Raw genomic sequence first — 14,453 nt, 5'->3', positions numbered from 1 at the left:
AGATAAGCCTTTTAGATTGATTCATACATACAAAGAAAGAGGGCATTTTTACATTTAGAGGGGGATAAAGACATGAGTGAAACTCAGGATAATACACCAATGAAAGCAGCGAAACCTGCTAAACCAAAACATAATCAAAATAAAAAGAAGAAGAAAAAGAAAGGTTTCGTCTGGAATATAAGGAACAAATTATTGGTCTCCTTCCTGGCCGTTCTGCTCCTGCCAAGCTTGGCGATCGGCTTGATCACACTAACGATGGCTGAAGATGGCGTACAAGGACAATTAGTGGATAGTGCCAAGCAAAGTGTGAGTACGGCCAATACCATTGTAGAAAGCCAAGTGAACTACAAGATCCATGACATTAACTATTTTGCGGATGCCCTTGATCCGAGCTTGGTCAAAGGGGAGAACGATAGTCCAGAGCTTCAGTTGAAGCTGGAGCAATATCTGGGCTTGCATCCCGATGCCATGAACATTTTTGTGGGAACAACGGAAGGAGTCATGGTTCGGGGTAAAGCAACAGCAAGCAGTACGCGGGGAGATGCATATGATCCTAGGGAGCGGGAGTGGTACAAACTAGCGATGGAAAAGCCGGGTACAGCCGTTGTATCCGCTGTGTCTGTTAATACCGATGGCGTTGCCGTTGTATTTATCTCCAAAACATTAAAGGACCAATCCGGTGTTGTCGGTTTGTCTCTGGATCTAACAGACTTGCAAGAGCAAGCATCCATTAAGGTGGGTAAAGAAGGTTACGTCATTATTTTGGATGCAAACAAAAATTATGTCGTATCGCCTGTAGCAGATGCAGGTACACAGGAAGCTAGTGGTTTGTTGGATGAAATGTATGAGGGTAAAGAAGGTCAATTCGATTATGTATTCAATGAGCAACCGAAAACGATGATCTTTGCTACCAATGAAGCAACGGGCTGGAAAATTGCCGGTACGATGTTCAAGAGTGAAATAACCAGTGCGAGCAAGGACATTCGCATGATTACATTTATAGTGATTTTCGCGGCGACCTTCCTAACCCTTATCTTTATTATCTGGTTTACACGATCCATGCTGCGTCCGATCAAGCGACTGCAGGAATCGGCCAGAGCTGTAAGCAAAGGTGACCTGACCGTGAAAATGGAAACAGGCCGTAAAGATGAAGTCGGTGATCTGGCGAAGTATTTCGAGCGTATGGTGGATAACCTGCGGATGATGATTCTTGGTGTACAGGAAACAACAGAGCAGGTATCTGCTTCTTCTCAAGAATTGTCTGCCAGTGCGGAACAAACGACCAAAGCAATCGAACATTCAACACTGGCTATTCAGGAACTGGCCGAAGGCGCTGAGCAGCAGGTGAACAGCGTGAAAGACGGATCTGGACAGATGAGCCGAATGGCCGAAGATGTTCGGATGATGTCGGAGCGTGTGCAATCGATTACGGCGAATATGCGGAATACATCCGGAGCGGCTTCTTCTGGTAATGAGGCAGCAGGACAAGCTGTAGAGCAGATGAACAGCATCCAGGAAACCGTAGAGCAGCTAGGGACTGTGGTTCAATCTCTGAATGCCCGTTCCGTTGAGATTGGTAGCATGGTGGATGTCATTGCATCCATCTCCAAACAAACGAACTTGCTCGCATTGAATGCTTCCATTGAAGCGGCCAGAGCAGGTGATGCGGGGCGTGGGTTTGCTGTTGTAGCCGGAGAAGTTCGCAAATTGGCAGAAGAATCCGGAAGTTCGGCAGCGCAGATCGGTGAGGTCGTTCATAATATCCGTCAGGACATGGATGCCGCTCTAATCGCCATGAATGCGGCTCAGACGCGTGTGGGAGAAGGGATTCAGGCCGTGAATACGTCTGGACAATCCTTTGCCCAGATTCGGGAGGCGGTGGAAGAGGCGGTTCATACCTTGGATGACTTGTCTGAAACAACGAAACAACTGGAGAGTGGGGCATCCCACGTTGCCAAGGCGATGAGCGATATCTCGAATGTGACCCAGGAATCGGCTGCGAATACAGAATCCGTATCTGCATCTTCGCAGGAACAACTGGCATCGGTAGAAGAAATTGCATCCTCATCGGCACATCTGAACAGTATGGCGGAACAACTGCAAGGATTGCTTGGCATGTTCAAGATGGTAGAGGATACGCCGAAAGATAAAGGCAAAGAATAAATCCCAACACTTTAAACCATAATTTACCACAACTTTTATAATAGAAGAAAAATAAATATAGACAATGTTCCTGTAGCCCTGTATAAATATATCGTCTGGTTATTCCGAGCATATAGCGGTGTAATCTAACAACATAAGATTGAATAAACGAAATACTATATGAATACAGGGTACAGCAGGAGGCTTTATGGTATACGTAGCAATACTGATTTTTGTAGTGACAATCACTTTGGTGATCTGGCAACCTCGTGGGTTGGGAATTGGTTGGACTGCATCGGGTGGGGCTTTGGTTGCCTTGCTGTGTGGAGTCGTCAGCTTGAACGATGCCTCGGATGTAGCGTCCATTGTATGGAATGCAACGTTGGCCTTTGTCGGTATTATTATGATTTCTCTCATTCTCGACGAGACGGGTTTCTTCGAATGGGCCGCTCTTCACATGGCTAGACTCGCTGGAGGAGACGGTCGCAGATTGTTCTTCTACTCCATTTTACTCGGTGCTGCAGTGTCGGCCCTGTTCGCAAATGATGGTGCAGCGCTCATCCTGACACCAATTGTGCTGGCGATGGTGCGTGCATTAAAGTTTGATGAGCGGATGGTACTGGCTTTTGTAATGGCGAGTGGATTTATCGCAGATACCACATCGTTGCCGCTGGTCGTCAGCAATTTGGTTAACATTGTGTCTGCCGATTTCTTCGGTATTACCTTTGTGGAGTATGCGGTACGCATGGCCGTGCCGAATCTGATCTCGATCGTAGCGAGTACGGGAATGCTATTTTTGTTCTATCGCAAAAGCATCCCCCTTCGCTATGACATCTCTGCGGCTCGCGACCCGAAAGAGGCAATACGTGATCCACGGATGTTTCGCATTGCCTGGTTCATGCTAGGGCTGCTATTGGTGGCTTACGCATCCAGTGAGTTCCTGCCGATTCCCGTGTCGGTGATTGTGGGCTCGGTTGCACTGCTGTTCGCTTTACTGGCACGCAAGAGCGAGGCAGTTGATCTGAAACGGGTCATCAAGGAAGCACCGTGGTCGATTGTGGTGTTCTCCGTGGGTATGTACATCGTCGTATATGGACTGCGTAATGCAGGATTAACGGCTCATCTGAGCCGCTGGCTAGATGCCATAGCAGAGCATGGCCTGCTGGCCGCTTCGCTCGGAATGGGCATTATAGCGGCCGTATTGTCATCGCTGATGAACAACTTGCCTACCGTATTGATTAACCTGCTAGCCATCCAGGGTGCGCACACGGAAGGGATCATCCAAGAGGCATTCATCTATGCCAATGTCATTGGTTCCGATCTGGGTCCCAAAATGACGCCGATTGGTTCACTTGCCACATTGCTATGGCTGCATGTGTTATCCCGTAAAGGTGTGAAGATCACATGGGGGTATTATTTCAAAGCAGGTATCATCCTGACCATTCCAACCTTGTTCATTACCCTAGCCGGGTTGGCGTTATGGTTATGGATTCTGGGTTAGAAAAAGTAGTTTTACATTAAGTATCCATAAGATAATTCTGTTGTAATGTAAAAAGCTGCTCTCACAGCCGGTGCTACGCACTGGCTGTGGGGCAGTTTTTTGTTTCCTACTTTTGTACCTTCTTATAGAAGAAACAGATTTTCTTACTCTATCAAAGAATCAACAAAGAAATTTACGTAAGGCCAGCCTACTATAGGGCTGGCCTTTTTTGCCTACTTCCCAGGCAGGAGATTGAAATGCCTGAGATTCAACGAGCGCTGACACAGCGCAGTACATGGAAACCGCGATCGTAGTGAAGGGGACGGAATCGATTCTGAAGAAGCGAAGCGTTCGCCTTTGTCTCCAAATTTCAACAATCAAATTGTTGATCAGAGAAATTTGGAGACAACAGCGATCAGAAGAACGATCCGTAACCGGAACGGCCACTCAGAGTGTTAAATTTATATTAATTTATTAATGTGTAAAATCTTCATGGAAATCTGGACACAATACGGATTGAAACAACGTCCGTTCCCGAAGCGGCCACTTCAGAGCAATTTGTCTCAGATAAATTTCAATATGCAGCCGATATTTTTAACATTGCGTTTACAAAACACTGATTTTAAGATGACATACCGAAACTACAATGATTAAAGAGTTGATGGTGAACAAACAAATTCACAAAACGCCATCACTACATTGGGGGAGGAAAACAAAACATGTTTAAAAAGTTGCCGTTTATTTTGATGACCTTAACGTTCGTACTGGTGCTCGCTGCATGCGGATCGAAAAATGACGCGGGTACAGAGGGTGCTGCAAGCAATGGTTCAGGGGAAGCTACTGCTGAGCTTAGCGGTAACATTCTGGCAGTCGGATCGACAGCATTGTTACCTCTGGTAGAACAAGCTGGACAGAAATTTATGGCAGTTGATGAATATAAGAACGTAACGGTTCAAGTTCAAGGTGGCGGTAGTGGTACTGGTTTGACACAAGTATCTGACGGACAAGCTACAATCGGTAACTCTGATGTATTCGCTGAAGAGAAGCTGGAGGACGAAGCCAAAGTAAAAGAACTGGTTGACCATCAAGTAGCCGTAGTAGCTATGGCTCCAGTTAGCAACAAAGATGCAGGTGTAGAAGATTTGACGAAGCAGCAACTGGTCGACATTTTCTCCGGTAAAGTGACGAACTGGAAAGACGTTGGTGGCGCGGATAAAGCAATTGTTATTGTAAACCGTCCAAGTAGTTCCGGTACGCGTGCAACGTTCGAGAAGTATGCATTGGGTGCAAAAATGGATGATATCCAAGGTTCGATTCAAGAAGATTCTTCTGGTAACGTAAAAAAATTGGTAGCTGAAACACCAGGTGCTATTGGTTACCTTGCCCTGTCTTACTTGGATGACAGCTTGCAAGTGCTGAAATACGAAGGTGTAGAAGCAACAGTTGAGAACGTGGAAGCAGGAACTTATCCAGTGTGGGCTTACGAGCACATGTACACCAAAGGTGAGCCGGATGCAGCAACAAAAGCGTTCCTGGACTATATCCTGAGTGACGAAATTCAACAAAACGACGTGACAGAACTTGGATACATTCCAATGTCAGGCATGAAAGTAAAACGCGATGCAGCAGGTAATGTGGTTCAATAATCTTTGAACTTGCGCATACAGCGAAAGAGGCGGACTTAGGTCCCGCCTCTTTACGCGGTTTGCTCTGAAATAATCCCATATTTTGCATTAATTCTACTATAGAAGGATGGTTGTTATGGAACAGACCGAAGGGGGAACGGTAATGAATAACAAGTTGAAACCGCGCCGGCCCTTAAAAGAAAAACATTATTGGGAAGAGTGGACGGGACGGATCTATACGTCGATTTGTGTCGTTTTCCTGATCGTTGTCATGTTTTCCATTGTTTATTTTGTAGCGTCCAAGGGACTGTCCACATTTTTCCAAAACGGAATAAGCATAAGCGAATTCCTTGGTGGAAAGACGTGGAATCCAACTGGAGAACCTGCGTTCTACGGGGCATTGCCGTTCATTACAGGTTCTTTCATTACAACCTTGCTTGCAGCATTGATCGCTAGTCCACTTGGCCTGTGTGCAGCACTCTTCATGACAGAGATTGTACCGGGTAAAGGGAAAAAGATATTGCAACCTGCGATTGAGCTCTTGTCCGGAATTCCGTCCGTTGTGTATGGATTTATCGGTCTGAGTGTCATCGTACCTTTGCTGCGCAGTATCTTTGGTGGAACAGGCGTCGGGATTGCAGCCGGATGTCTTGTTCTTGCGGTAATGATTCTTCCTACGGTAACAAGTATTATGGCAGACGCTTTGTCCGCGTTGCCAAAAGGATTGCGTGAATCCTCGTACGCACTGGGTGCCACTCGCTGGCAAACCATCTACCGTGTCATCATTCCAACGACTTTGCCAGCTTTGTTGACAGGTGTCGTATTGGGTATGGCCCGTGCTTTTGGTGAGGCCCTTGCTGTGCAGATGGTTATCGGTAATGCACCGCATGTTCCAACATCCTTGCTCGAATCGGCTTCAACATTAACAAGTGTAATTACACTCAGCATGGGTAACACCACGATGGGTTCTGTTCATAACAATGCACTGTGGAGTATGGCGCTTGTCCTGCTGGTGATGACATTTGTCTTCGTCATTCTGGTTCGCCTGCTTGAAAGGAGGAACCGGGTATGAAAATGAAGGCAAAGACGGTAGATAAAATTGCAACATCCGTTATCGTTGTATTGGCCCTGTTCATTGTTATTATATTGCTCGGTCTGCTTGGCTTCATCATGTATAGAGGCATTGGACATATTAGCTGGAACTTCCTGACGAGCGCACCCCAGTTGCTTAAAGGTGGCGGCGGGATTGGTCCACAGCTCTTTAACTCCGTATTCCTGTTGATTCTGACGTTGATTGTGACCATTCCACTCGGATGGGGTGGTGGGATTTACATGGCGGAGTACGCCAAGCCAGGCAAGATCACCAGCTTCATTCGTCTTGTCGTTGAAGTGTTGTCATCATTCCCTTCCATCGTTATCGGTTTGTTTGGTCTCTTGTTGCTAGTCAATCAATTTGGTCTTGGTTTCTCCCTGATCTCGGGTGCCCTGGCTCTGGCGATCTTTAACTTGCCACTGATGGTGCGGACAACGGAGCAGGCCTTCCGGGCCGTTCCGAAGGAACAGAAGGAAGCAGGTCTGGCACTTGGACTGTCCAAGTGGAAGATTATCACTTCCATTCTGCTGCCTGTGGCATTGCCGAGCTTGATTACGGGTACGATTCTGGCATCGGGCCGGATCTTCGGTGAGGCGGCAGCATTGATGTTTACCGCAGGTATGAGTAGTCCGCCATTGGACTTTACAGATTGGAATCCGACGAGTCCGAGATCACCGCTTAATCCGTTCCGTCCGGCAGAGACACTTGCTGTCCATATCTGGAAAGTGAACAGTGAAGGCATTGGACCAGATTCCAAAGAGGTGGCAGCAGGGGCATCCGCCGTGCTTGTCATTCTCGTGCTGGCGTTCAATCTAAGTGCGCGCTGGATCGGTCGGGTTGTATTCCGCCGCATGACAGCTTCGAAATAAGGAGGAACCAACATGGCCATACCTTTTGGTACGGAACAGTTAAGCATATATTATGGACATTTTCAGGCGGTCAAGCAGATCAGCCTGACGTTTCCCGAATCGAGTGTAACGGCACTTATCGGGCCGTCTGGGTGTGGTAAATCTACGTTCCTACGGTCGCTTAACCGAATGAACGACGAGATCGCCGGTTCCCGCACAGAGGGACATATCTGGATGGATGGTAACGATCTGAATGAGCCTGGAACCGATGTAATCAAGCTTCGCCAGAAGATTGGCATGGTGTGGCAGAAGCCGAATCCTTTTCATAAGTCCATCTACAACAATATCGCGTTTGGCCCCCGCTACCGTGGTACGAAGAGTAAGAAGGCACTGGATGAGATTGTGGAAAAAAGCTTGCGTCGTGCTGCGCTTTGGGACGAAGTGAAAGACAGACTGAATGAATCAGCCTTGTCTCTCTCAGGTGGACAACAGCAGCGGTTATGTATCGCCCGCGCCTTGTCTGTTGATCCGCAGATTCTGCTGCTCGATGAGCCTGCATCTGCACTAGACCCGGTATCCACGGGTAAAGTTGAAGAATTGATTACCGAGCTCAAGAAGGAGCTGCGGATTGTTATTGTTACCCATAACATGCAGCAGGCAGCACGTATTTCGGATTATACAGCTTACTTTTATCTGGGCAGCATGATTGAGCACGGGGATACAGAGCATATTTTCACGAACCCGGACAATCGTCTGACGCAAGAATACATTATGGGGCGTTTCGGATAATTGGATCATGGAGTGGAGTGTCACATAGAGCAACAGACAGAGAGATGAAGAAATAAATAGAGACAGAAGCACAATGCCTGGACGTTTGTTCGGGGGTTGTGCTTTTTATTTTATAATTACAGTGGGATTTTCTGTATGCAGGATCAACATTATGCTACGATATTTAGTACAAAGATAGCGTTTACATAAATTTAAAGGAGATGTTGATAATCACTACGGATCAGAGGTCTTACTACCATGTGGCAACACAGGTCATACAGAATTACGCGATTGAAAAACCTGTCGTTTCCTATATTCGTCATAACGAGAATCTGACGTATCATGTCGTTGATGAAGCAAGCGGGCAGAAGTATCTGCTCCGTATCCATCAAGCAGCATATGCAAGTATGTCAGGCATTCAGCACACGCCTTCTGCATTGGAGGCAGAGATGGACCTGCTTCATGAGTTAAATGCAACAACAGCATTACGCGTCCAACATCCGGTACGCAATGTATCGGGAGATTGGGTCACGTTATGGACAAGTGAAGAAGGTAAAGAAATCTGCTGTACAGTACTGGAGTGGATTGAGGGCAGGGACATCCAACAGGGAGAACGCCTGACAACAGAGCAGATATATGATCTTGGTGCTCAGCTGCAGATGCTTCATCAATATGGACGTGTGGAGAATCAGACAGATCGAACTAAGGTACGCCCGGCATATGGCAATGGCCATGAGAATTTGGTCATGCTAGGGCAGCTGGAAGAGGGAGTCCGATTGGGAATTTTTACAACGGAAGACTTCGATCTGCTTCGGGAGACGTTTGAGAACATTAACGAGCAGTTAGGAGCGTACCCTCTCGATGAAAAGACCTGGGGCGTTATTCATGGAGATATTACTCGCAATAATCTGCTGATCACGGATCAGGGGATGTCCATGATTGATTTTTGTCTACACGGTTATGGTTATTATCTTTTTGATGCCGGGGGGGCAGCGCTTATATTTAATCGGGAGGAACGTGACATATTCTTATCTGGATACACAAAACAGATCGCACCACTGACGGATCGAGATATCCGTTTAATGGAAGGGTTCATGCTGATCTTTACACTTGGTTATTATGCTTTTCAGATGGCGAACGAGTCTAGGCACGAATGGATGAAAGATCGCATGCCGAAGTTATGCAGCAAGTATTGCAGACCTTATGTACAGAACGAGAGTATCTTCTACGAACTGTGAATTATAATTCAGATGTGCAGATCCGGAAGGGCTATGAACAGGTAGTTCAAAAATCATGGTTGCCTGAATACCCGAACAGTTTCGTGGATAATATCATAAATAGTAGTAAGCGCTTTATGAATTGAAGGGAAATGAAATAATCTGTTTAAAAAATTTCTTTTACCGAATTAATGTGATGAAAGCTGACAAAATATTCTGGTTTTCATCGAATCAATCGAAAATGAAGGAAAAACATCTAAAGAAATCGTTAAGTTTGTTGACACTGATCTTCCGGTCGATTAATCTTAATGAAGAAGAATGAACGATTTCCATTACTGTTCTGACATACGCTCAGAATGGTTCCATACAGCGGATGATAACGAGCGGGAGAGACCTGAGTTAGCCGAGCAATGGCTAGTGTTCAGGCACCGAAGGAGCAAGCTGCTGCGCACCCGGCCCAGTGGTTAATCTCTCAGGTAAATGTACCATCGTTGGACGCAACTCTGGAGAGTGCGCGAACTGCGCCACCCAAGGGGTATATGATCAGTCAGTCTGGTGACTTGTCTGCAATTGTAGGGCATGCACCTTGTCGTGAGACACTGCTGATCGTGAAACTCTCAGGTATCGAGGACAGAGAGAGGGCCTGTGGCCTTCTTCTGTCCTTTTTTGATGTCATCATTCAGTAATAAAGGAACATTATGGCATGGGATCTGGATGGAAATGACGAATACAATTGGAGGGTTATGAGGTGCGATTTAAAGATGTTTTCTCAATTATTGGTCCGTCGATGACGGGGCCTTCAAGTTCACATACAGCTGGAGCAGCAAGACTGGGAAGAATTGCGCGTCAGTGGCTAGGTTGTACGCCTGAACGTGCCCGGCTGACGCTCTACGGTTCATTTGCTGATACGTATCAGGGCCACGGAACAGATCTGGCACTGATCGGCGGTCTGCTGGATTATGTTACAGACGATCCGCGCATCCCGGATGCGGAGCAATACGCAGAGGAAGCGGGTATGGAGGTTGAGTTTTATACAAGCGGTCTGCCTGCTCCTCATCCCAATACGGTCAAAATTGAGTTGTGGCATGAAGGGCGTACATGTTCCTTAATCGGTGCTTCTATTGGTGGTGGTAGTGTGTCGGTGCATGCGATGAATGATTTTCGTGTCCAGATTAGTGGTGAGTTTCCGACACTCGTGCTGCGACATGCAGACAAGGCAGGGGTGCTTGCCTCGGTAACGTCCACGATCAGTTCATCTGGGGTTAACATCGGGTATATGCAGGTGGATCGGAAAGCCCGTGATGGCGAAGCACTTACTGCGATGGAGATGGACGGCGTGCCGAATCCTGATATGCTCAAGCGTCTAAAAGAGCTGGATCATGTACTGGACATTCGTGTCATCGATTTGAAGAGAGGAGTTGATTCGGATGCGATTTAAACATTTACATGAACTGAATACGATCTGTACAGCGGAATCCAAAACGATTGCTCAATTGATGATCGAGGAGCAGGTTCAGGAGACCAATACACCGGAAGCGGATGTTGTGAAACAGATGTCTGAATATTATCAGGTGATGAAGGAAGCGGTGCGTAAAGGGTTAACGGAAGATACCACATCACGTAGTGGATTAACGGGTGGAGACGGTAAAAAAATGGCCGAGTACATTCGCAAAGGTGAGACTTGCTCAGGAGATGCTTCCGCACTTGCCATGGCGTATGCCCTGTGTGTATCTGAAGTGAATGCCTCCATGGGCCGGATTGTGGCAACACCTACAGCCGGTTCCTGCGGCATCATCCCTGGTGTTTTTATCAGCTCACAGGAGCGATTTGGCTGGACGGACGAACATTTGGTGAATGGGTTGTTCTGCGCGGGAGCGATTGGTTATGTTATTGCCAACAATTCATTTATCTCTGGTGCAGAAGGTGGCTGTCAGGCAGAAGTGGGTTCCGCGATCGGCATGGCTGCGGGTGCCATGGTTGAACTGCGTGGAGGTACACCGGAACAGGTCGTTCATGCCGTTGGTCTAGCGTTAAAAAATACACTGGGCCTGATCTGCGATCCGGTCGCAGGTCTCGTTGAAATTCCATGCATCGTACGTAACGGACTGGGTGCCGTTACGGCGCTGGCTGCGGCCGACATGGCATTGGCCGGAGTGCGTAGTGCTATTCCGTCAGATGAAGTCATCGACGTGATGCTGGAAGTAGGCAGTGCGATGCCGAGCCGCCACCGGGAGACAGCCCAAGGTGGGTTGGCTCAGACACCAACGGGTCGCAAAATGATGCAGAAGCTGGCTAAACCGAAGGCCAAGCGTGCAGAGCCTGAGACGGAGTCGAAGCCAGCGGATGCTGACACAGCTACAAGTGGGACGGATACTGTTCAAGCGGAAACGGATCCTCAGGTTTAATCTGAACGGGGGTCACCGAGGAATAACCAGTGACATGATGATGTATAACGGCGATATAAAAACAAGCGTCCGCGAACCCGAATTCGGGTTCTGCAGGACGCTTGTTTAATGCCGCCAAATGATGTGAAGCTAGGCTACTTATAAGTGACTTCAGATGTATCTGTATTATGAATCTAGTCCTGGCTTACAGCCGTACTCAGTACGGCATATCCATACGCGGGCAATTCAATGGCATACACGCCATCATCCTTGGCGGTACGATGGTTTCCACCGAATAGCTCGGTCCATTCCTCGTCACCCGCCTCCAGCTCGACAATAGCCGTCTCTTCCGAGCGATTGAACAGAACCAGAATGCGTTCCTCTTCATTCTGCCGTTCGAATACCAATTGGCTGCCATCCGAGCGAGCCTGCAGGAAACGAACGGTGCCTTCTGCACGCAGGGCAGGATGAGCATGACGCAGGGAGATCAGTTTCTGATAAAAGTCTAGCAGCTCACGGTCCTGCTTCGCTTCATCCCATTCCATGCATTTACGGCAGCCCGGATCATGGTCACCGTCCATGCCAATCTCGTCTCCGTAATAGATGCACGGCGCGCCCATGTAACTGAACTGGAATAACGCAGCTAGCTTCATCTTGCGCTGGTCGCCTTCACATAGCGTGAGCAGCCGCGGGGTATCGTGACTGTCCAGCAGGTTGAATGCAACTTCGCTGGCTTGAAGCGGATAACGGGATAATTGCCGACCGATGGAGTTCGCGAACTGTTCGGCATGCATTGTATTTTTTACAAAGAAAGCATTCACAGCATCGGTAAACGGATAGTTCATGGACGCATCGAACTGGTCGCCTTGAAGCCAGGAGGAGGACTCATTCCATACTTCGCCCAGAATATAGGCATCCGGATTAGCATCTTTGACTACTCGGCGGAAATCACGCCAGAAGGCATCATCCACTTCGTCGGCAACATCCAATCGCCATCCGTCTGCACCCACTTCCTTAATCCAGTACTCGGCAACCTCCAGCAGATAGGCCTTAACCTCGGGATTCTCCGTATTCAACTTAGGCATGTGCGCTTCGAATCCGAAAGTCTCATACGTAGGAATGCCGTCTTTCACGTCCAGCGGGAATTCATGTACATGGAACCAGTCCTTGTATTTGGATTGTTCTCCGTTCTTCTGCACATCCACAAACGGGGCAAACGTCTTCCCGGAATGGTTGAACACAGCATCCAGCAAGACGCGAATTCCACGTGCGTGGCACAGCTCGACCAGTCGCTTCACGGTATCTGCGTCACCAAAATGCCGGTCTACCCGCAGGTAGTCTTCGGTATCGTATTTGTGATTGGTGGTAGCTTCAAAGATGGGTGTGAAGTAGATCGCATTAATGCCCAGATCACTGATGTAATCCAGATGGTCGATCACACCCTGAAGGTCACCGCCGAAGAAATTGAAAGGTGTCGGCTCGCCACCCCACGGTTCCACCTTTTCCGGACTAATATCCGGGTTGCCGTTCGCGAATCGTTCAGGGAAAATCTGATAGAACACGGCATCCTTAACCCATGCAGGGGGTGTGAATACAGCTCCTGCATGAATATAAGGGAACTGGAACATACGACCCGGATCGTCCGGTTCTTCTTCCTGGAAGTCCGTCTCGGTCATCCAAATCTGTTCATCTCCACTTTTGAGAAGAAAAGAGTATTTTAGTCGGTGGTAGGGAGGTTTCACCTCGCCCTCGAAGTAATCGAACATCGAGTCAGAGGTGAACTTTGTTAAAGGAACCAGCGCTTTGGTTGCATCCCATGCATATTTGTCTCCAGTCAGGGCATGTACCTCAGTCAGATCATTCTTTTTGGCGCGCAGGCGCAGATGAATTGTGTCTTGGTCATAGGCATAGGCCCAATTGCGTTTCGGTTGATGATAGATGGCTTCCAGCAGCATAATGAAATTCCTCCCGTCAGGTGTAGGTATAATATGTACTTGGTCGATTTGATTGATATAACATTCCCCACGTTAATGGATAAGCTATAATTAGAATGTGTGGTAACGTAAAGGAATTCAACATGGCTTCAACAAGATAACAAGATAACAAGATTTGAATCCATCTGTTATAGATAGCTTTTTTATGATGATGCTCAGATATATCATTAACCCAATGGGGGCGGAAAGGAAACGAATATTCGAATGAAAACCAAACTGTTATACATTGAAGATGATACGGAGATTGCAACTTGGGTCAGAGCCGATCTGGAGGAGCGTGGTTATGAGGTGGTATGGCTCGGCAGTGGTGAAGGTGCAGCGGAGGCTGCTGTTGGTTGCTCACTCATTATTCTGGATGTCATGCTGCCCGGGCTGGATGGATTTACGGTGGGCCAGCGACTGAAAAAAGAACATCCAGCCGTGCCCATTGTCATGCTCTCGGCCAGAACGTCCATTGACGACAAGTTGCACGGTCTCGATTTTGCCGATGACTATGTAACGAAACCATTTCACCCCGATGAACTGGCTGCCCGGATTGAGGTCCAACTGCGTAAGGCGGGAACTGCGGTCTCATCGGATACAGCTCTGAAGCTGGATCATCTCTCCATCTATGAGAAGGACAACCGCATCGTCAATGAGGAGACGGGGGATGAAATTGTTTTATCGGGGAAACAGTTCCACATCTTCGCTTACCTGCTACGACATATGGGCATGATTCGAACCAAAGAGCAGATCTATGAAGCCGTCTGGAACGAGCCTTATCTGGATGGGGACAAGACTTTAATGGTACATATTCGACATCTTCGCGAGAAGCTGGAGCTTGACCCGGCCAATCCAGTCGTTATTCAGACGGTCCGCGGTGTGGGATATCGTGTGAAGAAGCCATGATCCGACGGTTCAGA

General features: G+C 47.8%; 11 protein-coding genes and 2 riboswitches. Of the genes, 10 read left to right on the top strand and 1 reads right to left on the bottom strand.

The genetic code is table 11. From position 1 onward, the window contains the following. Positions 1 to 72 precede the first annotated feature (72 nt). The 9 genes from ACX9NY_RS21250 (at position 73) to sdaAA (ending at position 11,578) form a co-directional block, all read left to right on the top strand. Positions 73 to 2,163, top strand: a complete 2,091-nt coding sequence (locus ACX9NY_RS21250; protein WP_472474913.1) for a methyl-accepting chemotaxis protein — start codon at positions 73 to 75, stop codon at positions 2,161 to 2,163. Positions 2,164 to 2,350: 187 nt separating this feature from the next. Continuing rightward, entirely contained in the window at positions 2,351 to 3,643 is a 1,293-nt protein-coding gene (locus tag ACX9NY_RS21245) for an arsenic transporter (protein WP_339258546.1), read from the top strand. 698 nt (positions 3,644 to 4,341) lie between these two features. Next, the gene (locus ACX9NY_RS21240) at positions 4,342 to 5,268 is read left to right on the top strand and encodes a phosphate ABC transporter substrate-binding protein PstS family protein (protein WP_339258548.1); all 927 of its coding nucleotides are present in this window, start codon (positions 4,342 to 4,344) and stop codon (positions 5,266 to 5,268) included. A 115-nt stretch (positions 5,269 to 5,383) separates the two neighbouring features. After that, a complete protein-coding gene (pstC, locus tag ACX9NY_RS21235; protein WP_017690972.1) occupies positions 5,384 to 6,319 on the top strand; it encodes a phosphate ABC transporter permease subunit PstC in 936 nt (311 codons plus the stop codon). Between the two features lie 2 nt (positions 6,320 to 6,321). Beyond that, the gene (pstA, locus tag ACX9NY_RS21230) at positions 6,322 to 7,209 is read left to right on the top strand and encodes a phosphate ABC transporter permease PstA (RefSeq protein WP_339242887.1); all 888 of its coding nucleotides are present in this window, start codon (positions 6,322 to 6,324) and stop codon (positions 7,207 to 7,209) included. A gap of 12 nt (positions 7,210 to 7,221) precedes the next feature. Then, positions 7,222 to 7,977 carry a phosphate ABC transporter ATP-binding protein PstB gene (pstB, locus tag ACX9NY_RS21225; RefSeq protein WP_339239266.1) on the top strand — a complete coding sequence of 252 codons (756 nt, stop codon included), beginning with the start codon at positions 7,222 to 7,224 and terminating at the stop codon, positions 7,975 to 7,977. A gap of 239 nt (positions 7,978 to 8,216) precedes the next feature. After that, complete coding sequence (locus ACX9NY_RS21220; RefSeq protein WP_472474910.1) at positions 8,217 to 9,194, top strand: phosphotransferase enzyme family protein; 978 nt, start codon at positions 8,217 to 8,219, stop codon at positions 9,192 to 9,194. Between the two features lie 353 nt (positions 9,195 to 9,547). Further along, positions 9,548 to 9,670: riboswitch (glycine riboswitch) on the top strand. Positions 9,671 to 9,674: 4 nt separating this feature from the next. Beyond that, positions 9,675 to 9,809: riboswitch (glycine riboswitch) on the top strand. Between the two features lie 112 nt (positions 9,810 to 9,921). Beyond that, on the top strand, positions 9,922 to 10,611 hold the full coding sequence (sdaAB, locus tag ACX9NY_RS21215; protein WP_253429474.1) for an L-serine ammonia-lyase, iron-sulfur-dependent subunit beta: 690 nt from the start codon (positions 9,922 to 9,924) through the stop codon (positions 10,609 to 10,611). Next, a complete protein-coding gene (gene sdaAA / locus ACX9NY_RS21210) occupies positions 10,601 to 11,578 on the top strand; it encodes an L-serine ammonia-lyase, iron-sulfur-dependent, subunit alpha (RefSeq protein ID WP_472474907.1) in 978 nt (325 codons plus the stop codon). Before sdaAB ends, sdaAA begins: the two co-directional genes overlap by 11 nt. Before the next feature lie 173 nt (positions 11,579 to 11,751). On the opposite strand, the gene ACX9NY_RS21205 is transcribed toward sdaAA, so the two are convergent. After that, positions 11,752 to 13,512 (bottom strand): alpha-glycosidase, encoded by a 1,761-nt coding sequence (locus tag ACX9NY_RS21205; protein ID WP_472474905.1) that lies wholly within the window; start codon positions 13,510 to 13,512, stop codon positions 11,752 to 11,754. A 243-nt stretch (positions 13,513 to 13,755) separates the two neighbouring features. Here ACX9NY_RS21205 and ACX9NY_RS21200 point away from each other — a divergent pair, with 243 nt between their 5' ends. Beyond that, positions 13,756 to 14,439 carry a response regulator transcription factor gene (locus tag ACX9NY_RS21200; protein ID WP_253429484.1) on the top strand — a complete coding sequence of 228 codons (684 nt, stop codon included), beginning with the start codon at positions 13,756 to 13,758 and terminating at the stop codon, positions 14,437 to 14,439. Positions 14,440 to 14,453 lie beyond the last annotated feature (14 nt).

This window comes from Paenibacillus sp. CB74 (genome assembly GCF_055687625.1).
The sequence above is the reverse complement of the archived record's forward strand: the minus strand, read 5'-3'. Positions and strand labels throughout refer to the sequence as shown.

Coding starts and splice junctions, on each gene's coding strand:
- ACX9NY_RS21250 (WP_472474913.1), top strand. CDS start 73: ATGAGTGAAACTCAGGATAATACACCAATGAAAGCAGCGAAACCTGCT.
- ACX9NY_RS21245 (WP_339258546.1), top strand. CDS start 2,351: ATGGTATACGTAGCAATACTGATTTTTGTAGTGACAATCACTTTGGTG.
- ACX9NY_RS21240 (WP_339258548.1), top strand. CDS start 4,342: ATGTTTAAAAAGTTGCCGTTTATTTTGATGACCTTAACGTTCGTACTG.
- pstC (WP_017690972.1), top strand. CDS start 5,384: ATGGAACAGACCGAAGGGGGAACGGTAATGAATAACAAGTTGAAACCG.
- pstA (WP_339242887.1), top strand. CDS start 6,322: ATGAAGGCAAAGACGGTAGATAAAATTGCAACATCCGTTATCGTTGTA.
- pstB (WP_339239266.1), top strand. CDS start 7,222: ATGGCCATACCTTTTGGTACGGAACAGTTAAGCATATATTATGGACAT.
- sdaAA (WP_472474907.1), top strand. CDS start 10,601: ATGCGATTTAAACATTTACATGAACTGAATACGATCTGTACAGCGGAA.
- ACX9NY_RS21205 (WP_472474905.1), bottom strand. CDS start 13,512: ATGCTGCTGGAAGCCATCTATCATCAACCGAAACGCAATTGGGCCTAT.
- ACX9NY_RS21200 (WP_253429484.1), top strand. CDS start 13,756: ATGAAAACCAAACTGTTATACATTGAAGATGATACGGAGATTGCAACT.